This window comes from Celeribacter sp. (assembly GCF_048259695.1).
In the GTDB taxonomy this organism is placed as follows: domain Bacteria; phylum Pseudomonadota; class Alphaproteobacteria; order Rhodobacterales; family Rhodobacteraceae; genus Celeribacter.
This window is the reverse complement of sequence record NZ_JBLXHL010000008.1, coordinates 73,821-94,475: the sequence shown is the minus strand read 5'-3', so window position 1 is coordinate 94,475 and position 20,655 is coordinate 73,821. Positions and strand designations below refer to the sequence as shown.

At 62.4% G+C, this 20,655-nt stretch carries 20 protein-coding genes; 10 read left to right on the top strand and 10 right to left on the bottom strand.

Going from position 1 to position 20,655, the window contains the following annotated elements; genetic code table 11:
- Both ACN0Q0_RS14410 and ACN0Q0_RS14405 read right to left on the bottom strand, forming a co-directional pair.
- Positions 1 to 1,512, bottom strand: coding sequence for a glycerol-3-phosphate dehydrogenase (locus ACN0Q0_RS14410; protein WP_417244105.1), 1,512 nt, complete (start codon positions 1,510 to 1,512; stop codon positions 1 to 3).
- Positions 1,509 to 3,122, bottom strand: coding sequence for an FGGY-family carbohydrate kinase (locus ACN0Q0_RS14405; RefSeq protein ID WP_417244104.1), 1,614 nt, complete (start codon positions 3,120 to 3,122; stop codon positions 1,509 to 1,511). The genes ACN0Q0_RS14410 and ACN0Q0_RS14405 overlap by 4 nt, the downstream gene beginning before the upstream one ends.
- A 405-nt stretch (positions 3,123 to 3,527) precedes the next feature.
- On the opposite strand from ACN0Q0_RS14405, the gene ACN0Q0_RS14400 reads away from it, so the two are divergent.
- From ACN0Q0_RS14400 to ACN0Q0_RS14385, 4 genes are all read left to right on the top strand, one after another.
- Entirely contained in the window at positions 3,528 to 4,169 is a 642-nt protein-coding gene (locus ACN0Q0_RS14400; RefSeq protein ID WP_417244103.1) for a DUF2291 family protein, read from the top strand.
- Complete coding sequence (locus tag ACN0Q0_RS14395; RefSeq protein ID WP_417244102.1) at positions 4,169 to 5,722, top strand: sugar ABC transporter ATP-binding protein; 1,554 nt, start codon at positions 4,169 to 4,171, stop codon at positions 5,720 to 5,722. Before ACN0Q0_RS14400 ends, ACN0Q0_RS14395 begins: the two co-directional genes overlap by 1 nt.
- A 23-nt stretch (positions 5,723 to 5,745) precedes the next feature.
- Positions 5,746 to 6,795, top strand: coding sequence for an ABC transporter permease (locus ACN0Q0_RS14390; protein ID WP_417244101.1), 1,050 nt, complete (start codon positions 5,746 to 5,748; stop codon positions 6,793 to 6,795).
- 102 nt (positions 6,796 to 6,897) lie between these two features.
- On the top strand, positions 6,898 to 7,845 hold the full coding sequence (locus ACN0Q0_RS14385) for a D-ribose ABC transporter substrate-binding protein (protein ID WP_417244100.1): 948 nt from the start codon (positions 6,898 to 6,900) through the stop codon (positions 7,843 to 7,845).
- Positions 7,846 to 7,899: 54 nt separating this feature from the next.
- Here the strand turns inward: ACN0Q0_RS14385 and ACN0Q0_RS14380 are convergent, their stop codons facing one another.
- Positions 7,900 to 8,460 (bottom strand): UbiX family flavin prenyltransferase, encoded by a 561-nt coding sequence (locus tag ACN0Q0_RS14380; RefSeq protein ID WP_417244099.1) that lies wholly within the window; start codon positions 8,458 to 8,460, stop codon positions 7,900 to 7,902.
- Positions 8,457 to 9,953, bottom strand: a complete 1,497-nt coding sequence (locus ACN0Q0_RS14375; protein WP_417244098.1) for a UbiD family decarboxylase — start codon at positions 9,951 to 9,953, stop codon at positions 8,457 to 8,459. The genes ACN0Q0_RS14380 and ACN0Q0_RS14375 overlap by 4 nt, the downstream gene beginning before the upstream one ends.
- Before the next feature lie 209 nt (positions 9,954 to 10,162).
- Between ACN0Q0_RS14375 and ubiT the strand changes: the two genes are divergently transcribed.
- From ubiT to ubiV, 3 genes are read left to right on the top strand one after another with little or no spacing between them, the layout of a single operon-like run.
- Entirely contained in the window at positions 10,163 to 10,705 is a 543-nt protein-coding gene (ubiT, locus tag ACN0Q0_RS14370; RefSeq protein WP_417244097.1) for a ubiquinone anaerobic biosynthesis accessory factor UbiT, read from the top strand.
- The gene (gene ubiU / locus ACN0Q0_RS14365) at positions 10,705 to 11,682 is read left to right on the top strand and encodes a ubiquinone anaerobic biosynthesis protein UbiU (protein WP_417244116.1); all 978 of its coding nucleotides are present in this window, start codon (positions 10,705 to 10,707) and stop codon (positions 11,680 to 11,682) included. The genes ubiT and ubiU overlap by 1 nt, the downstream gene beginning before the upstream one ends.
- A 5-nt stretch (positions 11,683 to 11,687) precedes the next feature.
- The gene (gene ubiV, locus ACN0Q0_RS14360) at positions 11,688 to 12,581 is read left to right on the top strand and encodes a ubiquinone anaerobic biosynthesis protein UbiV (RefSeq protein WP_417244096.1); all 894 of its coding nucleotides are present in this window, start codon (positions 11,688 to 11,690) and stop codon (positions 12,579 to 12,581) included.
- 83 nt (positions 12,582 to 12,664) lie between these two features.
- Here the strand turns inward: ubiV and ACN0Q0_RS14355 are convergent, their stop codons facing one another.
- A complete protein-coding gene (locus ACN0Q0_RS14355; protein ID WP_417244095.1) occupies positions 12,665 to 13,801 on the bottom strand; it encodes an alkane 1-monooxygenase in 1,137 nt (378 codons plus the stop codon).
- A complete protein-coding gene (locus tag ACN0Q0_RS14350; protein ID WP_417244115.1) occupies positions 13,798 to 15,228 on the bottom strand; it encodes a cytochrome P450 in 1,431 nt (476 codons plus the stop codon). Before ACN0Q0_RS14350 ends, ACN0Q0_RS14355 begins: the two co-directional genes overlap by 4 nt.
- Positions 15,229 to 15,564: 336 nt before the next feature.
- Here ACN0Q0_RS14350 and ACN0Q0_RS14345 point away from each other — a divergent pair, with 336 nt between their 5' ends.
- The 3 genes from ACN0Q0_RS14345 to ACN0Q0_RS14335 are packed head-to-tail and all read left to right on the top strand — an operon-like array spanning position 15,565 to position 18,378.
- Complete coding sequence (locus ACN0Q0_RS14345; protein WP_417244094.1) at positions 15,565 to 15,801, top strand: FeoA family protein; 237 nt, start codon at positions 15,565 to 15,567, stop codon at positions 15,799 to 15,801.
- A complete protein-coding gene (feoB, locus tag ACN0Q0_RS14340; RefSeq protein ID WP_417244093.1) occupies positions 15,798 to 18,128 on the top strand; it encodes a Fe(2+) transporter permease subunit FeoB in 2,331 nt (776 codons plus the stop codon). The genes ACN0Q0_RS14345 and feoB overlap by 4 nt, the downstream gene beginning before the upstream one ends.
- A gap of 1 nt (position 18,129) precedes the next feature.
- Positions 18,130 to 18,378, top strand: coding sequence for a FeoC-like transcriptional regulator (locus ACN0Q0_RS14335; RefSeq protein WP_417244092.1), 249 nt, complete (start codon positions 18,130 to 18,132; stop codon positions 18,376 to 18,378).
- Between the two features lie 9 nt (positions 18,379 to 18,387).
- On the opposite strand, the gene ACN0Q0_RS14330 is transcribed toward ACN0Q0_RS14335, so the two are convergent.
- From ACN0Q0_RS14330 to ACN0Q0_RS14315, 4 genes are all read right to left on the bottom strand, one after another.
- Positions 18,388 to 18,864 carry a DUF411 domain-containing protein gene (locus tag ACN0Q0_RS14330; protein ID WP_417244091.1) on the bottom strand — a complete coding sequence of 159 codons (477 nt, stop codon included), beginning with the start codon at positions 18,862 to 18,864 and terminating at the stop codon, positions 18,388 to 18,390.
- A 22-nt stretch (positions 18,865 to 18,886) separates the two neighbouring features.
- Positions 18,887 to 19,396, bottom strand: coding sequence for a DUF2478 domain-containing protein (locus ACN0Q0_RS14325; protein ID WP_417244090.1), 510 nt, complete (start codon positions 19,394 to 19,396; stop codon positions 18,887 to 18,889).
- A 63-nt stretch (positions 19,397 to 19,459) separates the two neighbouring features.
- Positions 19,460 to 20,173 carry a NapC/NirT family cytochrome c gene (locus ACN0Q0_RS14320; RefSeq protein ID WP_417244089.1) on the bottom strand — a complete coding sequence of 238 codons (714 nt, stop codon included), beginning with the start codon at positions 20,171 to 20,173 and terminating at the stop codon, positions 19,460 to 19,462.
- Positions 20,174 to 20,197: 24 nt separating this feature from the next.
- Complete coding sequence (locus ACN0Q0_RS14315; RefSeq protein ID WP_417244088.1) at positions 20,198 to 20,638, bottom strand: nitrate reductase cytochrome c-type subunit; 441 nt, start codon at positions 20,636 to 20,638, stop codon at positions 20,198 to 20,200.
- Positions 20,639 to 20,655 lie beyond the last annotated feature (17 nt).

Below are 20,655 nucleotides of genomic sequence, written 5' to 3'. Positions count from 1 at the left end.
TCAAGCCGCCTTTGGATAGGTGGCGTCGAACCACGTTGTGAACGCCGCCTGTTGGTCGGCGCTCAGGTGCAACCGGTGCTTGGTGCGCCGCCATATCACGTCCTCGGCGGTGAGCGCCCATTCATGGGTCACCAGATAGGTCACTTCCGCCTCATAAAGATCGCCGCCGAAATGTCGGCCCAGACCGGCAAGCGTGGTGGCCTCGCCCACGATCCACGCGCTGCGCGTGCCGTACAGACGCCCGTAGTGTTGGCGCAGGCGGCGCGGCATCCACGGGTAATCCACCTTCATCGTGTTGCGAAAGGCCTCGTAATCCGCACCGTCCATATCCCCCCCGGGAAGCGGCGCGTGTGCGGTCCAGTCCCTGGCCATCTGCGGAAAGATCTTTTCCATGCGGTGCATCCCGCGCTCCGCCAATTCGCGAAAGGTTGTGATTTTCCCGCCGAAAATGTTGAGCAGCGGCGCCCCCCCCGTCTCGTCGAGGTCGAAGACATAGTCACGCGTGACTGCCGAGGGATTGCCCTTGCCGTCATCGAACAGCGGACGAACCCCCGAAAAGCTTGTCTCCACATCGTCGCGGGTCAATTGCTCTTTGAAATAGCGGTTCACGGCGTCGATCAGATATTGAACCTCGCTCTCATCCGCCGCCACATCCTCGGCGCGGCCCTCATAGGCGATGTCGGTGGTCCCGATCAGGGCCTTGTCGCGCTCGTAGGGGTTGATGAAAATCACCCGGTTGTCGTGGTTTTGCACCAGATAGGCATTCTCGCCCTTCCAGAACTTCGGCACGATGATGTGGCTGCCTTTGACCAGACGCACATTGCGCGGCGAGTTCGATCCTGCCACCCGTGTCAGCACATCCGTGACCCACGGCCCCGCGGCATTCACAAGCGCCTTGGCAATAAATTCGCGGGTCTCGCCCGTCATGGTGTTGCGGGTCACGACCCGCCATGCGCCGTTGTCGCGCCGTGCCGATACACAGGGCGTGCGGGTCAGAACCACTGCGCCGCGTTCGGCCGCGTCCACCGCGTTGAGCACCACAAGGCGGGCGTCATCGACCCAACAGTCGGAATATTCAAAGCCCTTGGTATAGGCGTCTTTGATGGCCGCGCCTTCGGGGTCGCGGCGCAGATCAAGGGTCCGTGTGCCGGGCAGCTTTTTGCGCCCCCCGAGGTGATCATACAAAAACAGACCCAAACGCACGAGCCACGCGGGGCGGTCCTGCGGGCTGTGTGGCAATACGAACCGCATCGGCCAGATGATATGTGGCGCGTTGCGCATCAGAACTTCGCGTTCGATCAGGGCCTCGCGCACCAGACGGAATTCGTAATATTCAAGGTAGCGCAATCCGCCATGGACCAGTTTGCCGGACCGTGACGACGTGCCTTCGGCGAGATCGTCCTTTTCACACAGGACCACACTCAACCCGCGCCCTGCCGCATCGCGGGCAATTCCGGCCCCGTTGATGCCGCCGCCGATGACGAAAAGGTCAACCTCTGGTGTGTCTGTCATGTTTTTACTCCTGGCGTGGCGCGATGTGCAGCCAGCCCGTCCCAAACAGGGGTGAGGGCGGCGCGGGCATCGCGGTAAGTGGTGAATAGGCTGTCATAGACCGGCACAAGAGCGGGATCGGGCGGCTCGGTCGGGCCAAGCAGCGGACGGGTCCATTCGGCGATACAGGCGTCCATGTCGGGGTAGGCCCCTATGGCCACGGCGGCCATCATGGCGCATCCGGCGGCCCCTGCCTCGTCGCGTGTCGAGACGCGCACGGGAGTGTCGAGTGCGGCGGCAAGCACCTGTCGCACCGCCGCAGAGCGGGCCGCCCCGCCGGTCAGGCGCAGTTCGCGTGGCATTTCGCCCATAGCGCCGTAGCAATCGCGGGCGGCCATTGCGATGCCCTCGACCACGGCGCGGATCATGTCGGGGAAGCGGTGCGTGGCGTTCAGGCCGATCAGGCTCGCACGGGCGCGGGCATCGACAAACGGCCCGCGCTCTCCCGCGTCCGAGATATAGGGATGGTAGACAAGCGCGGCGGGGGTGGAGTGCGCCAACCAGTGATCGACACGGGCCACAAGGTCGGCGTGGCTCGGCGCGGTGCCGTATTCCGCCATCAGATCCCCCGCGAATGACAGCGCCCAGTCAATGTTCAGCGCGGCGGCCATATTGGTTTGCACCTGGGTCACAATATCCGGCACCGGTAGACAGATGACATAGCCCGTGCCGTCGGCGTTGAGATGGACCTGTCCCGAGGGAACCGCCCGCATATGCACGCCGGTGGAGCCGATGGTCGAACAGGCCGTACCCCTATCCCCCGTATGCACCCCTGCCCCAAGCGCGGTCATGGCCATATCGACATAGCCCAGAGCCACGGGCGTCCCTTCGCGCAATCCGGTGGCCGCAGCGGCGGCGCGGGTGAGCGGGTGGGTCTGTTGCGATCCGTCGACAATCTGCGGCAAGAGGTGGCGGTGACGCGCCAACCCGAGCGCCTCAATCACCGTGTCGCTATACTGACGGGTGCGAAAGTCGCCAAAGGTGAAACTGGCTTCGGACGGATCGGTCGCCCGCACCCCCGTGAGGTTGAGATAGAGCCAGTCCTTGCAATGCAGCGCCACTTCGGCGCGGTCGAGCATCCCGGGACAGGTGGACTGCATATGCGCCAACTGGCTGCCCTGTTGACAGGTGTTCAACCCCGTGCCGGTGGCCTCGAAGCGGGCGCGTTCGGTGGCGCCCGCTGTGATCCGTGACACCGTGGGCGCGGCGCGGGCATCAAGCCAGAGCCACGCATCGGTGACGGGGGCGTTGTCCGCCCCGACAAGCCACGTCCCGTCCCCCTGCCCCGTCAAGGCAACCGCCGCCACCCGCGTGGCCAGATTGTCGACCTTGTCCGCCAGAGCGGTGAGGGCGGCGGCGCAATCGGCCCATGTCCGGGACAGGGATTGCGTGACCGCGCCATCGGCGCCTGTTGTATATGTGTTGCGTACGGAGGCACTGGCCCGTTGGTGGCCCGACAGATCGAACGCCACGGCCTTTATCACCGAGGTGCCGGCATCGATCCCGATGATGAGGTCGCCGGTGCAGTGCGGTGTCGCTGTTGTCAGGTGATCCGAATCCTGATCGCTCAATGCCATCTCCCCCTTTGATGCGCCCGCCTTTGGCCGCGTCACTGTCGGTTTCGTGTTCCGGACGATCTGCGCAAAAAGAACGGATAACGCCCAGTGTTCCCAAATGTTTAGCACATGAATTTTCGGATGTATGTATTTTTTTGCAGACAACGTAAAATATTTCACCTAAGGTCGACTTATTCAACGCCGCCCGTGTGGCGCGTTGGATCACAGGCCGAGCACCGGAGTTGAGGAGTTCCGCGGGCTGTGAGGGGGAGGTGCCGGACAGGTTTACCAACGATGCAACACCCCGAAATGCTGTGGCGCCCGTGTGGGCGGTGCAAACGCGAAAGCCCGGTCCGCCGGGAAGACAGGCCGGATCCCGGGCGGGGTCTGGCATAGCAAGTGGGGCAAACCGATATGGCCATGACAGGCACCGCATCCGGACGCAAACCGTCAAAACGCAAGGTTGTTCTTGCGATCACCGTTGTTGCCCTGTTGGGGGCGATGGCGTTGGATACCAAGGTTGTGCAAATCGGCTCGGGCGAGGATGTGCGTCAACAGGCGTTCAATCCGGACCGGTTCGGCCAATCCGAATTTCCCCGTATCCGCGATATCGTGGCACAGCGCGCCCCCGATGCGGTGACTTTGGCTGCGGCTCTTGCGGCGGACAAAAAAGCGGCGATTGCCACCTATGGCACGATGGCGGGCGGGTTTGCGGTCATGCCCGTGACACTGACGGGCCGCGTCGGGGATGGCGCGTCCGGCATCTTTGGCCTCACGGTCGACGGCCTGCCCGAGGGTCTCACGATCCGCGTGCAAACCGGCCCCGCGATCAACGGCACCGAATTGCGCGACATCTCCGGCGACATCGCCTTTGGCGCGTTCAAAAACCAGATCGAATATCAGGACGCCGGCGCAGGCATCAACCGCGCCATGGCCGCCGATCAGCTTGGCGATCTGGACCGCGATACGCTGAGCGGCAAGACCGTGCAGGTCACGGGGGCCTTTACGATGATCAATCCCAAAAGCTGGCTGATCACCCCCGTTGCGATTGAGGTGCAGTGATGCAAACCCCCACCACAAACGAGACACCACAGGCCAACCCCGATCTCGGCGAAGTGGTTTTGGCGGCCCGCAATGTGGCCAAATCCTTTGGTGCGGTGCGGGCGCTGCGGGGGGTGAACTTTGACGTCCATCGCGGTCAGGTCACCACGCTGTTCGGCGAAAACGGGGCAGGCAAATCCACGCTGATGAAAATCCTGTCGGGGGTGCAGCTGCCGACCTCGGGCGAGTTGATCCTTGATGGGGAACCCGTTGTGATCCAGTCGGCGAGCGAGGCGCGTGATCTGGGGATTTCGATCATCCATCAGGAGCTGTCACTCGCCCCCAACATGACGGTGCGCGACAATATCTTTATGGGTCGCGAAATCGTTGGCCCGATGGGGGTCGATTATGCCGAAGAAGAACGTCAGGCCCGCGCCCTGATGCGCGAGTTGGAGGAGGACGTTGACCCGCTCACCCGTGTTGAGGACCTGCGTCTGGGGCAACAACAGATCGTTGAAATCGCCCGTGCGCTATCGGTCAATTCCCGCATTCTGATCATGGACGAACCGACATCGGCGCTGTCGGCCTCCGAGGTCGAGGTGCTGTTCAAGGTGATCCGCGACCTCAAGGCGCGGGGCGTGTCGATCGTCTATATTTCGCACCACCTCGAAGAGGCGCTGACCATCACCGATCACGCGGTGGTGCTGCGTGACGGTGCCATGACCGCCTATGCGCCCCGCGCCGGGATCGATCTGGAATGGATCGTACGCAATATGGTGGGCGAGAATTTCAACCTTGGCCAACCGCCACAGGGCTACGCCATGGGCGCGCCCGCTCTTGAACTTGAAAACCTCACCGTTCCTGTCGCAACGGGGCACGGCAATGCCGTGGATGCTTTGGACCTCAGCGTAAAGGCAGGTGAAATCCTGTGTATTTACGGGCTGATGGGGGCGGGGCGCACCGAGATGATGGAATGCGTTGCAGGTCGGCTGTCGGCCAGCGGCGGAACTGTGAAACTGCATGGACAAAATATTGATGGGCTGTCCATTGCAGCGCGCATTTCCGCCGGTTTGGTTCTGGTCCCCGAGGACCGGCAGCGCGACGGCTTGGTGCCGACGATGACGGTGGGGCGCAATCTGTCGCTTGCCTCCATCGCGAAATTCACCCGTGGGCTGTTCACCAACCGCGCCGACGAAGCCGCAATCATCGACCGGTCCATCCGCGAGGTAACGGTGAAAACCGACGGGCCGCATGCGCCGATCGGGTCGCTGTCCGGGGGCAACCAGCAAAAGGTTGTCATCGGTAAAATGTTGGCCACCCACCCGTCCGTGGTGCTGCTTGACGAGCCAAGCCGCGGCATCGACATCGGCGCCAAGGCCGAGGTGTTCCGCATTCTGGCCGAGCACGCAAAACAGGGGATGGCGGTGATTTATACCACCTCCGAAGTGAGCGAATGCCTGTCGATTGCGCATCGCATTATCGTCATGCGCCGTGGCCGGATCGCCGCCGAATTCACCCATGACACCACCAAAGAATCCATCATGGCCGCATCTGGCGAAAGCCTCGTGGCATGACACAGCGGCAGGGAGAAACTGTAATGTCGGATACGACACCGAACGCCAAAGATCGCAACGCTCAAAAGGGCGCAGGGCTCAACATCGTGCGCCTGTTGATGGAAGGGCGCGCCTTTTTCGCCCTGATTGCGATCATCGCGATCTTTTCCGTTTTGTCGCCCAACTATTTTAGTGTGCCGAACTTTCTGATTATGACCTCTCAGGTCGCTATCTTCGGTCTGTTGGCGATTGGCATGTTGTTGGTGATCCTGTCGGGCGGCATTGACCTGTCCGTCGGCTCGACGCTTGCCCTGTGCGGTGTCTTTGCGGGCTTTTTGATGCAAGGGGTCGAAATTGCGTCCCTTGGCGTCATTTTGTACCTGCCGGTTTGGGCCGTGGTGATCTGTACTCTGGCTCTGGGTGCCTTTGTGGGCGTGGTGAACGGCGTGCTCGTCGCATGGTTCAAAGTGCCTGCCTTTGTCGCCACGCTCGGCTCGCTCTATGTCGCGCGCGGGGCGGCGTTGTTGATGACCAACGGCTTGACCTTCAACAACCTTTCGGGACGCGAAGAGCTTGGCAATACCGGCTTTGTCTGGCTCGGTTTCAACCGCCTCTGGGGCGTCCCGATCAGCATCTTTGTCCTCGCTTTCGTGGCGGTTTCCGCCCATCTGTTGCTGTCGCGCACCCCGTTCGGCCGGTGGCTCTACTCCACGGGCGGCAACACCAACGCCGCTGAATTGTCGGGCGTTCCGGTCAAGTCGGTCCAGATCATGGTCTACGTCCTGTCCGGCATCAGCGCCGCCATTGCGGGCATGGTCCTCAGCTCGCAACTGACCTCCGCCGGACCCACCGCAGGCACCACCTACGAATTGACGGCGATTGCCGCCGTGGTCGTGGGCGGCGCGTCCCTCATGGGCGGACGCGGCACGGTCCAGGGCACGCTTCTGGGTGCTTTCGTGATCGTATTCCTCGGCGCGGGCCTCGTGATCACAGGGGTGTCCTCCTACTGGCAAACCGTCTTCACAGGCACCGTCATCGTGCTCGCCGTGATGCTCAACTCCGTCCAGTACGGCGGGGCCGGCAAGCGCAGCTAACCCCGCTTTTTCCAGATTTCGCACTGCAAGGGATCCCACAGGATCTCCCGCGGAACACACCGCCGGCTCACGGCAAACACTACACAACAGGGAGACTACACTATGATGAAACTCACCAAACGTATCCTTCTGGCCGCTGCGACATCCTTGCCCCTTATGGCAGGGTCCGCATGGGCCGAGGGTCTGATTTCGATCATCGTGACCGATCCGGCCAACCCGTATTGGTTCACCGAGGGCGAGGTGGCCAAAGCCACCGCCGAGGAGCTTGGCTATGAGGCGACCGTGTCCGCGCACACCGGCGATACCAATATCGAATCCAACCTGATCGACGCGGCCATCACCAATGGCGCCAAGGCGATCATCCTTGATCCGGCCAACGCCGACGGATCCGTGGGTGTGGTGCGCAAAGCCACCGAGGCGGGCATTCCCGTCTTTCTGGTAAACGCCGAAATCAACGAAAGCGGCATCGCGATTGCCCAACTCGTGTCCAACAACGCACAGGGCGCGGCCTTGGGGGCCGTGGCATGGCAGGAGCTTGTCGGCGATAATGCCAAATACGTCGAATTCTTTGGCAACCCTGCCGACAACAACGCCGCGACCCGTTCGAACGGCTACAACACGGTGTTGAGCCAGTACCCCGGCCTTGAAAAAGTCGCACAGGAAGTGGCCAACTGGGACCGCACCCAGGGCTTCAACAAAATGCAGTCGATCATTCAGGCCAACCCCGTCATTGATGCCGTGATCTCCGGCAATGACGAAATGGCTCTGGGCGCGATTGCAGCCCTCAAGGAAGGCGGCAACCTCGACGGCGTTATCGTCGGCGGATTTGACGGCTCACCCGACGCAGTTGCCGCCGTGAAAGCCGGTGAAATGGCCTATACCGTGTTGCAACCCGTGGCGGTTTTCTCGCGTGAGGCGGTCATTCAGGCCGACCACTATATCAAAAACGGCACCGCGATGGTTGCGGATGAAAAGCAACTGTTTGATTGCCTGTTGATCACCCCCAAGAACGTTGCAAACTACACCGCGCCGTTCACTCTGTCCGAGTAACCCGCGTCCCCTACCCTCCTGGGAAAGGCGCCCTGCGGGGCGCCTTTTTCGGTATCAGCCCTGCCATGCCCGCGCCACAGGGGGCGCCACATGCAAAAGGTCCACCGCCCGTGCGGCGATCTGGTCGACGACATCCGACACCGAGGTGGGATTGAGGTAGAATGCGGGAACGGGTGGCAGGATGATTGCGCCCATTTCGGTGGCCGCCGTCATGTTGCGCAGATGGGCAAGGGTCAGCGGGGCTTCGCGGGTCAATAACACAACAGGCCGCCGCTCTTTGAGCTGCACACCCGCGCTGCGGGTCAACAGGTTGTCGTCCAGACCATGGGCAATCGCCGCCAGACTGCGCATCGAACACGGGGCCACGATCATCCCCGCCACCGGCGCGGACCCCGAGGCAATGCGCGCGCCGATGTCACCGGGGGCATAGATGTGGTCGGCCAGATCGGTGAGTGCGCGTAGCGCGGTTTCACCACATTCGGCGCGCAACGTGCGCTCGGCGGCGGGCGAGACCACAAGCTCGACCCCGATGCTCGCATCCACCAGATGACGCGCGGCCGAGAGGGCCAGCGCCGCGCCCGATGCCCCCGAGACGCCCAAGATTACACAGGTCATAACTGTCCTTCCAAACGTGACAAAAGATCGGCGGCAAAGGCCGCATCCGCGGGCGCGGTCTGCATCACCGTCCCCCATTCGCGGGCGGTCTCGGCCCCGATCTTGTTGGTGGCATCAAAGCCGATTTTCCCCGCAAGGCGTGGCTCGGGGGAGGCAAAGTCGAGGTAATCCATCGGCGTGTTGTCCAACATCATCACATCGCGCGACGGGTCCATACGGGTGGCAAGCGCCCACGAAATGTCGTCCCAGTTGCGCGGGTCGATGTCGTCATCCACAACGATAATCATCTTGGTATAACTGAACTGCGGCAACATCCCCCACAGCGCCATCATCACGCGCCGCGCCTGTCCGGGGTAGCGTTTGTCGATGGACACCACCGCGATACGGTAGGAACACGCCGAAGGCGGCAACCACAGATCGCGCACCTCGGGGATTTGCGCCTGAATGAGCGGTAGCGCCAGACGGTTGAACACCTCGCCAATAATGGCCGGCTCGTCGGGCGGGCGTCCCGTATAGGTCGACAGGTAGATCGGATCGGGGCGCGAGGTCACGGCGCTGACCGTCATCACCGGAAACGGTTCGGCGTTGTTGTAATAGCCTGTGTGATCGCCAAATGGCCCCTCGGGGGCGGTCTCGCTCGGGTGGATCCATCCCTCGATCACCATTTCCGCGTCCGCAGGCACCAGAAGCGGCACGGTTTTGGCCGGGACCAATCGGGGGCGCGCACCGGAAAAGACGCCCGAGAAACACAGCTCGGACACGGTTTCGGGCAGCGGCAAGGCGGCCGACAAAAGCGCCGCAGGGTCCGCGCCCAACACAATCGCCACGGGCATCGGCGCGTCTTGGGCCTGCCACGTGCGGAAATGCGCCGCCCCGCCGCGATGCGCGAGCCACCGCATGATGATCCTGTCGCGGCCAATCACCTGAGCGCGGTATACCCCCGCGTTATACCGGGTCGCCTGTTGCGGCGTGCTGTCAAACGGGCGGGTCAGCACCATCGGCCATGTGATCAGCGGACCGGCATCCTCGGGCCAATGGGTCTGGATCGGCAGGCGGGACAGATCGACATCGGTGTCGACGCGGCGCTGCACCGGGGCCTTTTTCATGATCTTGGGTCGGGTGGCCATCGCGGCCTTGAGCATCGGCCATTTGGACAGGGCATCGCGCATCCCCTCGGGGGCGGCGGGCGCGCGCAAGGCGGCCAGAAACGCCCCCAGATCCCCAAGCCCGTCAAGCGTCACCCCCAACCCCGCCGCCACCCGTTCGGGCGTGCCAAAGATGTTGAGCACCACGGGTATGTCGCTGCGGCTGCCGTCGTCCAGTAGAGGATGATCGAACCGCAACACCGGCCCGCCACGTTCCAACACGGCGCGGTGGACGGCGGTCATTTGGTGGCGCACCGAGACGGGATCAGGCACGGCGGTCAATTGGCCCTGCGCCGCACTCCAGTCCACAAAGGCACGCAAGGTTGGAAACGGGGGCAGGCTGCGCATGGGGAATTCCTTTTGAGTTGTGCCGCTTTATCACCCGCGGGCATGTCCAAATTTGACAATCGTCAAGACACGGGACCAAAGCCGCCGCTAAAAATGCCTCAATTCCCCCTGCCCTTGGTGCGGGGCCAAACTGTTGTGCCGACATATGCGGTCCGGATGTCTTGTCCGGATCCGTGGTCTGGCCGCGCCGCGAAACTGGAGCCCCAACGATGTCCGCTTCGTCTCTTCACCTGCCGCGTGTTCCGCGCCTGCCTGCCGCCTCGCTGCGGTGGACGCCCCTTGCACCGCTTTCGGTCGCCCTGTCGGGCTTTGCGCAACGGATGGCCAAAACCCACGCGGGGATGTTCCGCCGTCTTGGCATCTACGGCCATGCGCGGTTCGTGCTTGATCCCACCGACCTGCCCGTGACGCTGTTGCTGGAACCCAACGGCGGTGCGCCGCGGGTGCATCTGTCGCGCGGACCACAGCGGGGCGATGCGCGGATTTCGGGGCCGCTGTCGGGCCTGTTGGGTCTGGTTCACGGGACGTATGACGGCGATGCCCTGTTTTTCTCGCGCGACCTGATGGTCGAGGGCGACACGGCGGCGGTGTTGGCCCTGCGCAATGCCATCGACGATGCGGAACTGGATTTTTCGGCCGAGGCACAGGCCATGTCGGGCCATCTTGCGCCACAGGTGCGGTGGTTGATTGAAACGGCCGAGGCCAGAACCGGCGTGCCATTGTCGCGCCATGAGGAAGTAGAACAATGGTAATGGAAATCGTCTGTCCGGCGGGCACCCCCGCCTCCCTGCGTGCCGCTGTCAAGGCGGGCGCACATACCGTCTATTGCGGCTTTGCCGATGAAACCAATGCGCGCAATTTTCCCGGGTTGAACTTTGACCGTGACGAGATGCGCGAGGGCGTGGCCTTTGCCCATGAGCACGGCGCGAAAGTCCTCGTGGCGATCAACACATTCCCCCGTGCAGGTGCCGAAGAGATCTGGCACGCCGCCATTGCCGACGCGCAATCGGCGGGCGTCGATGCGGTGATTCTGGCGGATATGGGCCTGTTGGCGCACGCGGCGCTCCATCACCCCACCCTGCGCCGTCACCTGTCGGTGCAAGCGGCGGCGGCCAATGCCGATACCATCAATTTTTATGCCCGTGAATTTGGCGTCAAACGGGTGGTTCTGCCCCGCGTTTTGTCGGTTCAGGAAATCGCGGCGATCAATGCGGAAACCGAGGTCGAAACCGAGGTCTTTGTCTTTGGCGGCCTGTGCGTCATGGCCGAGGGCCGGTGTTCGCTCTCTTCCTACGCCACGGGGCAATCGCCCAATATGAACGGCGTCTGTTCCCCCGCAAGCCACGTGGAATACCATGAGGACGCGGGTGTGCTGTCGGCCAAACTGGGTGGCTACACCATCCACCGCGTCGGCGCCGGTGATGCGGCCCCCTACCCCACCCTGTGCAAAGGATGCTTTCACGCGGGCAAGGCCGAGGGCCACCTGTTCGAGGATCCCGTCAGCCTCAACGCCGAAAAACTCATCCCGCAACTGGCCAAGGCGGGCGTCACCGCGCTCAAGATCGAGGGCCGTCAGCGTTCGCGCTCTTATGTGGCGCAGGTGGTGCGCAATTTCCGCGCCGCCGTCGATGCCCATGCCGCCGGTCGCCCGCTGCCCGAGGGCATGTTGGCCTCCCTCACCGAAGGTCAGTCCGCGACCGCCGGTGCCTATGTGAAAACGTGGAGATAGATCAAATGGACCTGACCGTCGGACCGAACCAGTTCTTTTGGAAACCCGAACCGTGGAGCGCCTTTTACGACAGCCTTGTCGCGGCCCCCGTGACGCATGTGGTGTTGGGCGAGGTGGTCTGTTCCAAACGCCTGCCCTTTTATCAGGACCGGATTCCGGAGGCGATCGAGACGCTGATGGAGGCGGGGAAATCCGTGGCCGTCACCTCGCTCGCGCTGATCACCCTCAAACGCGAACGCAAACTCAGTGCGCAACTGGTCGAGGCGGGGGTCGAGGTCGAGATCAACGATCTGGCCATGCTCGCCTACCTGCCCGAAGGCACGCCGTTCTCGGTCGGTCCCTTGGTCAATGTCTATAACGAAGGCACGCTGCGGTGGCTTGCCGGACGCGGGGCCACAAGCGTCTGTTTGCCACCCGAATTGCCACTCGCCCCGTTGACCACTCTGGCGCAACTGGGCCGTGAGCTTGGTGTGGCGATCGAGGTCTGGGGCTATGGCCGTGTGCCGCTCGCCATTTCGGGGCGGTGCTATCACGCGCGGATGCACGGGCGCACGAAAGACAATTGTCAATTCGCCTGCGAGGACGATCCGGACGGTTTGGACGTGTCCACACTGGACGAGCAAAGCTTTTTGTCGATGAACGGGGTGCAAACCCTGTCGGACAGTTATGCCTGCGCCGACCACCAGATCGAAACGTTGAAAGATGCGGGGGTGACCCGTCTGCGCCTGTCCCCGCAGACCGGTGATTTTGCGGCCCTGTGTGCGCTGTACCGCGACCGGATTGACGGCACCGTGGCGCGCGGCGATGTGGCGGCGGCCCTCACCGGAGCCCGCCCCGGCATCCGGCTGAGTGACGGCTTTCTGGAAGGGCCAAGCGGCGCATCCTGGTCAGGGGCATAGTATTAGCACAGGCATGACTTTGGGCATAGGCGGCGGGGTCTCCCCCGCCGCCGGTCCTGTTATGATGGCGCCTGCGGTGGCGCTTACCCTGCGCCTTTCGGGGCGGGATTTGTCATCTCTTTGTAGGGGGTCCAATCCTCGATCTCGGGATAGAACGTCTCGCGCCATGCCCGCACCCGCGGATTGAACCGCCGCCGCCAAATGGGTGGAATCATCGCCATAGAGGTCATGGGCGGATAGCCCGTTGGCAGATGTGGCGTGCGGGTTTCATCCAGAATCTGGAGCAAGGGAAACCGCCGCATCGGATGCAGGTGGTGATCGGCGTGACGTTGCAGGTTGATCAATAACAACCCCGACACGCGATGCGCCGAGTCCCATGAGTGATGGGCCTGAACCGGCTCGTATACCCCGTCGCCGAGGTGCTTGCGGGTCAAACCGTAGTGTTCGACATAGTTGGTCAGTTCCAGTTGCCAAACGGCCAGAAAGGCCTGAAAGACGAACAATCCCACACCCATCCATCCGCCAATGACAAAGGCGAGTGTGAGGAACACGAGTTTGAGGGCGGCATATTTGAACATCGGATTGGACAGGTGCCACGGGCCGCGCCCGCGACGGGCCAACATCGCCTTTTCGGCCCGCCATGCCGACCGCCGGCCGGTGCGCAAAACGCGGACAAAGAACCGCAAGAAGCCTTCGTTATAGCGGGCGGTGACCGTGTCGCGCGGGGTGCCGACATAGGGGTGATGCACCAAAAGGTGCTCGGTGCGGAAATGCCCGTAGAGAACCGTGGCCAAAAGCAGGTCGCCCAAAGCGCGTTCGAATTTGGCGGATTTGTGGAACAGTTCGTGGGCATAGACGATCCCGACCGTCCCCGTGGTGACGGCAATGCCGAACATGATCCCCAAGGTTTCAAGGGCGCTATAGCCATCGGAATGGGTCAACACCCAGATCGCGCCAAACACCAGACAGAACTGGATCGGGAACCAGATCCACGTCAACAGACGAAACCAGAACAGCTCGCTATCGGGCGTATCAGGATCGGGGTTGGTCAGGTTCTTGCCCATGATGAGATCAAGCAACGGCATCAACACCCACCCGTAGGCGGGGATGAGCCAGATCGTCCATCCGCCATAGGCGAGCGCCAGAATTAACAAGGGAACAAAGGTCAGCGTGAGCCAGTAGGGCCACGCCTTGAGCGTTGGTGCGGGGGTCTGTGTCATGTGTCGGCCTCGGAATTTAGGGCGTCGGAGGGGTGTGGGGTGGTCTCGCGTGGAGTAATCCGCAGGTAGATGCCGTCCTTGGCGCGGACGGTCAGGTGGGCGGTGGGCACAGGGACGCGCCCCTCGACCGGTTCGAACCGGAAGGCCCGCACCAACATCGACAGCAAAAGCGGTCCTTCGGCCATCGCGAACGCCGAGCCCGGACAGACCCGCGCCCCTGCCGAAAACGGGATATAGGCGCGGCGCAACCCGTCCTTGCCGTTGGGCGTGGTGAACCGGTCTGGGTCGAACTCGTCGGGTCTGTCCCAAATGCATTCGTGGCGATGCAGGTGCCACGGGCTTATGATCACCTGTGATCCTTTGGCCACGGGGCGTTCGCGGAACGTTTCGGGACAGGCCGCCTCGCGCACATACATCGGCACGGGCGGGTAAAGGCGCATGGCCTCGCGGAACACCGCCCGCGAGACCCGCAGCTTGTTCAGGGTCGAAAAATAGATCTTGTCGGGATCGATTTCCGCCTGTGCCTCCCGGGCCAACCGCTCTTGCCAGTCGGGGTGGGTCGCCAAAAGGTAGAGCGCCCATGCGAGGGCCGCCGCCGAGGTTTCATGGCCCGCCAGAAAGAAAATGGCGACCTGATCGACCATCTCGTCGGTGTCAAAACACTGGCCCGTTTCGGGATCGGGGGTTGTCATGATCTTTGTCGCCAGATCATCGGGCGCGGTGCCTGCCGCAATGGCGCGGGCGCGGGTTTCGGTGAGCTGTGCGATCAACCCGCGGATGGTGGCGGCGGTCTGTCGCGTGCGCCGCGAATGGATGCGCGGCCACCATTTGGGCAGCGGCAAAAGGGCGGCGAGATTGGCAACGGGTTGTTGTTTCTGGTGATCTTTAAAGGTGTCAAACGCCGCGCCTGCGATTTCGCTCTCGACCGGCACCGAGAACAGCGTGCGGAAAATGACATCCATCGCCACATGACTGGCGTGGCTTTCAATCTCGACCGGCGTGCCGTTGGCCACCTTTTGCAGCCGCTCCACCGCCGCCACGCCGCTGTCCCACATGGCGGGAAACACCTCGCGCAGCCGTCCGCCCTCGAACGCGGGATCGATGATGCGCCGTTGACGTTGCCACAAGGCGCCATTGGAAATGAAAATCGATTCCCCCAACAACGGCTTCAACCCCGTGCGGATGCGTTCGGATTTCGGGAAATCCATTGGCCGGTCTTTGAGCACCAACGTGACCAACCCGGGATCGTTGCACAGGTAGGAGCGGAAAAACGGCGTGCGGAATTCGGCCATCCACGCACGGTAAAGATGCGCGGGCTGTGCCGATAGAATGTCCTGTTTGAACAGCTTGAAATAGGTCCAGAGCGAGACTTTGCGGGCGCGCGCGACGGGTTTTGGCGGGGTCACGGAGTGCGCGGACGGGGTCATCGGGCATTGCGCGGGTGGCGAGGGGGCCACATCGGGCATTGCGGGGTCATCTGTGTCGCGCAAACGCATGTCCTCATTATGGGTCACTGTGTCGATGCGCCACATTGACCAAGTGCCGGCGGCCAATCATTGACTAATGTCAAGCCGCCCCCCCCCGCTTCCCCCTCATCGAGAGATCTTTGCGGCGCGGGCATATTTTGCGGCTTGGCCCCGGATTTGACTTCGATCAATGTGGCCTCCGGCGCAACATCCTAATTCTCGATTAAATTAGTCGGGATAGGTCCGCGCCCGCGTGGCCCTGCGGGCTGACAGCCGTGTCACAGAAAGAGCCGTGCGATGCCAAAACTCAAAGATCTCGCCTTGGGCGACTATGCCAAAATCACCGGCTTTGACGCGGGCGCACCGGCCTATCGCCGCATGTTGTTGTCTATGGGACTGACACTTGGCACCGAGTTCACGGTCAACCGCATGGCCCCCTTGGGCGATCCGGTCGAAATCAGGGTCCGTGGCTATGCGCTCAGCCTGCGCAAGGCCGAGGCAGAGGCGTTGAACGTGTGCCGGATCGAACCATGAGCCCCGCCAACCCTGTGGCCAAACCCGCGCCAACTGTCGCAATCGTCGGCAACCCCAATTGCGGCAAAACCACACTGTTCAATGCCCTGACAGGCACCCACCAACAGGTCGGCAACTGGCCGGGTGTAACGGTCGAAAAAAAGATCGGCCATTTCCGCCACAACGGCGAAAAAATTCAGGTGACCGACCTGCCGGGGGTCTATTCGCTCTCGGTCACGGGAGGGGCAGGGTCACTGGATGAAAAGCTCGCCCGCGATTTCATTCTGGCCGAGCGCCCCGATGTGGTGATCAACGTCATCGACGCCGCCAATCTGGAACGCAACCTCTATCTGACTGTGCAATTGCTCGAAATGGGTGCACCCATTATCGTCGCGCTGAACATGATGGACATCGCCCGTCAACGGCGCATCCGCATCGACATCGATGCCCTGTCACAGCATCTGGGTTGTCCCGTCTTGCCGATTGTGGCCTCGGGACCGGCACAGAATTCCGGTCTGGGCGCCCTGCGTGACCAGATCCTGAAGGGCGGCCGCCTGCCCGATGACGGCACGCCGTTCGGTCCCGAAATCGAGAGCGCCGTGAGCGATCTGCTGCCGGACGTCATTGCCCGAAAGGGTGCGGACCACGCCCGTTGGATTGCCATCAAACACGTCGAGGGCGACGTTCTGGACCCGGCCATGACCACCGCCGATCTGGCGGCCAAGGCACGGAGCCTGCGCCTGCGCCTCGAGGCAGAGACGGGAATGGAGGCCGACACGCTGATTGCCTGTGGCCGCTATGACCGTGTGTCGGAAATCGTGGGGCAAACCGTTGACCGCCTTGACCAGATCAGCCGCCCGCTGTCGGACCGGATCGACCGCGTTGTGCTGCACCGTGGCCTTGGCATCCCGATCTTTCTGGCGGTGATGTATGTCATGTTCATGCTCACCATCAACGTCGGCGGGGCCTTTATCGATTTCTTTGACATCTTCGCGGGGGCGCTGTTCGTGGATGGCACCGCGGCCCTGTTGGCCTCTGTCAATGCGCCGACATGGGTGGTGACGGTTCTGGCCAATGGCGTGGGCGGCGGTATTCAGACCGTGGCCACGTTTATCCCGATTGTCGCCTGCCTGTTCTTTGTCCTCTCGGTGTTGGAGGACAGCGGCTATATGGCCCGCGCGGCCTTTGTCACCGACCGTTTCATGCGCATGATCGGCCTGCCGGGCAAAAGCTTTGTGCCGCTGATCGTGGCCTTCGGGTGCAACGTGCCGGCGATCATGGCCACGCGCACCCTTGATAGCCAACGCGACCGCGTGTTGACGGTGATGATGGCGCCGTTCATGTCGTGCGGGGCGCGCCTGCCCGTTTATGCACTGTTTGCCGCCGCCTTCTTTCCCACGGGGGGACAGAACCTTGTGTTCGGGCTGTACCTGCTTGGCCTGATGGCCGCCGTTGGCACGGGGTTGTTGTTGAAAGTGACCGTGCTGCGCGGGGCGCCCTCGCCGTTTGTGATGGAATTGCCCCCCTACCATTTGCCCACGTTGGGCGGGTTGCGGCGGCGCACATGGCACCGTCTGCGCGACTTCCTGTTAGAGGCCGGACAGGTGATCGTGATCATGGTTGCGGCCCTCGCCTTTCTCAACTCATGGGGGACGGACGGCAGTTTCGGCAACGACAACCGTGACACCTCTGTGTTGTCGCAGGTCGGTCGGGCGCTGACCCCCGCCTTTGGCCCGATGGGCATCGAACAGGACAACTGGCCCGCCACCGTCGGGATTTTCACCGGCATTCTCGCCAAAGAGGCCGTGGTCGGCACGCTCAACACGCTCTACAGCGGTGATGCAAACGAGGCCGGTGGTGCCGTCTCGATCGGCGCATCGTTCTCGGAGGCCGCGTCCACCATCGGGCCGAACCTGCGCGATGCATTCGGCATGGCCTCCGATCCGCTCGGGTTGAACATCGGCGAGGTCGGGGATGCCGAACTGGCCGCCGATGCGCAGGGCGTCACATCGTCGACGTTTAGCACCATGTCGGCGCGGTTCGACGGTCAGACCGGTGCGTTTGCCTATCTGTTGATGATCCTGCTCTACATGCCATGCGCCGCCGCTATGGGCGCGATCTGGCGTGAAACGGGGTGGAAATGGGCGAGCTTTGCGGGGCTTTGGACCATGGGACTGGCCTATGGCTCCGCCGTCGGGTTCTACCAGATCGCCACCTTCACGCGGCATCCGGTCTCGTCGGGGTGGTGGATCGGCGCGATTGTCGCCGCTCTCGGGGCCGTGACCTGCGTGCTATGGCTGATCGGGCGGCGGTCCCACGGCGCCCCATTGGAAATGGGGGGGCATTGAGATGCCGCTGCTTCTGGATCTGAAAACCCACATCGATGCGCAAGGCAGCGTGAGCGTCACCGACCTGTCGTACCGGTTCGGGATTTCCCCCGATGCGGTGCGCGGCATGTTGCAACACTGGATCCGCAAGGGCGCGATTGAACAACAGATACAGCCCCTGCCCTGCGGCGGCTGTACCGTGTCCAAAATGTGCGGCAGTTGCTCGGTCCCCTCGGAGACCGAGTTCTACGCGCCGGTGTCACAGGGCTGACCGGTGCGCTCAGGCGGCGTCGTAACGGGCGAACACCTGTGTCGAACCATCGCGGTTCACGAGCAGGACATCATAGGCCTCGCGCTCGTTTTCCGGCCCCATTCCGGGAGAGCCGTAGGGCATGCCCGGAACGGTGAGGCCGATGGCCTCGGGGGCCTCGGCCAACAGGCGGCGGATGTCGGCGGGCGGCACATGGCCCTCGATGACATAGCCCGAAATCAACGCGGTATGGCATGAGGCCAGATCGGGGGTGATCCCCAATTTGCCTTTGATCGTTTGCAATTGGTCATAGCCCGCGAGTTTCACATCCGTGGCAAATCCGTCCGCGTCCAACACGTCGACCCATGCCGCGCAACAGCCACAATCGGGGTCTTTCACAACGGTGATCGACAGCGGATCAGCGGCCAACACAGGGGCGCCAATCGCGGCACATCCAAGCGCCGCAGCGCCACTCACAATAACAGACCGGCGAGACAAACGAATCATGGGCTTTCCTTTTCAGAACGGGTCAGGCGGCCCTGCGCACCAAGGGACGCGCCCATGTCAAAAGCGTGTCCGTTGCCGCGTCAAGCGCCACAGCGTCCCCGCCACAAAACGCCATAAACGCATCGATGTTCAAGCCGTTTGTGCCCACGATCACGGGAATGTCACGCGCGGCGGCCTCGGCGATCACCTCGCGGAACCCGCGCCCCTCGGCCTCGTGTTTACCGAACTTGTTCACCACCAGAATCTCCGCCCCCTCCAGACGCGCCGCCGTCAACGCCACCGCCTCTTCCAAGGCGCTCGGGTCAAGGTGGCACCCGCGGGCATTCGGCCCCAGATCCTGCGAAATGCGAATAATCCCGCCATCGGGCAAAACCCGCACATCCATGTCGCAATGATGGGTTTTGGGCCGCGGCGTATCGGTCTGTGTGGTGCCGATCACACGCACCCCCTCGTCCAGTAACGTCATGGCAAGCGCGGCCAGAACGCGGTTCACAACGCCCCCTTCGGCATGGGTGACATAGGCGATGTTCATGGGATCACTCTCTTCGGTCAAAGGAAAAATGGGGACGGCCACTCCGGCCGCCCCCGCGTTCATTTATTTCGAACCAAGGTACTCTTCGATTTCGCTCTTTGCGGCGGCGACATCTTTCGTCTGCGGCTCGATAACACCGTCGGCTTCCAACTTGGCCACGACATCGCGATAGGCGTCGAGGTAATTGGCGGGCAGGTTGTGCGCGATCCCCTGGTGACAATCGATACAGGTCATGCCGTCATCCAACGCCTTTTGGTGGTTGTCGGCGGCACGGTTTTCCTGAAACGTAAAGTCCATGAATTCAAAGGAGTGACAGTTGCGGCATTCCTTACTGTCCGTCTTTTTCATCCGCGCCCATTCGTTCGACGCCAGATCAATGCGGTGGTCTTCGAATTTCTCCTCCGTCCAGATGGATTGCGAGATGAAGTGACCGTAGAGCTCTTTCGAGGCCTGGATCTTGCGGATCATCTTTGGTCCCCAGTCCTTTGGCACGTGGCAATCGGGACAGGTCGCGCGCACACCGGAACGGTTGTTCTGGTGGATCGTGCCCTGATATTCCGCATAGACGTTGTCACGCATCTCGTGACACCCGATACAGAATTCCTCGCGGTTGGTCATCTCGAGCGCCCAGTGGAAGCCGCCCCAGAACATGACCCCGACCGCGAAACCCGCGGCGACGAGAAAGCCCAGAGAGAAAATCCCCGACGGAGAGGCAATGAACCGCCAGACGCGGCGCAAAAATCCCGCGCGGGCAGTGGTTGTGTCTTGTTCAGCCATAGCTAAGTCCTTTCCCGCTGGGCGTTAGTTAGACGCCTGAAAATCGTTTTCGACGAGGGCAGGCGCATCGGCCTGTGGTACGTGACACTGGTTACAGAACCACCGTGTGCCTGCAACGCTGTCAAGTTGGTTGCCGTCACGGTCAAGGTAGTGGGTCATCGACAAGGTGGGCGCCCCGCGATCCCCCGCGTTGGTCCAGTCGTGACAGGCCAGACATTCGTTGGCCGACAGATCAATCTGGTATTGTTCGATCGTGTGCGGGATGAGCGGCGGTTGTTGGCGGTAGTTGCGCACAAACCGGTTTTCATCCTGATGGAACACATCCTCGACGGCGACATAATCGTCGACGTCCCCGCCCCGCAGGGTTTCGACTTTGCCGCTCCCCGATTGCTGTGCGGTAGCCATGCTGCCGACGGCCACAAGCGCCGAAAAGGTCAAAGCGGTTATGAGACTTTGGGTTTTCATTTCCTATAACTCCATTG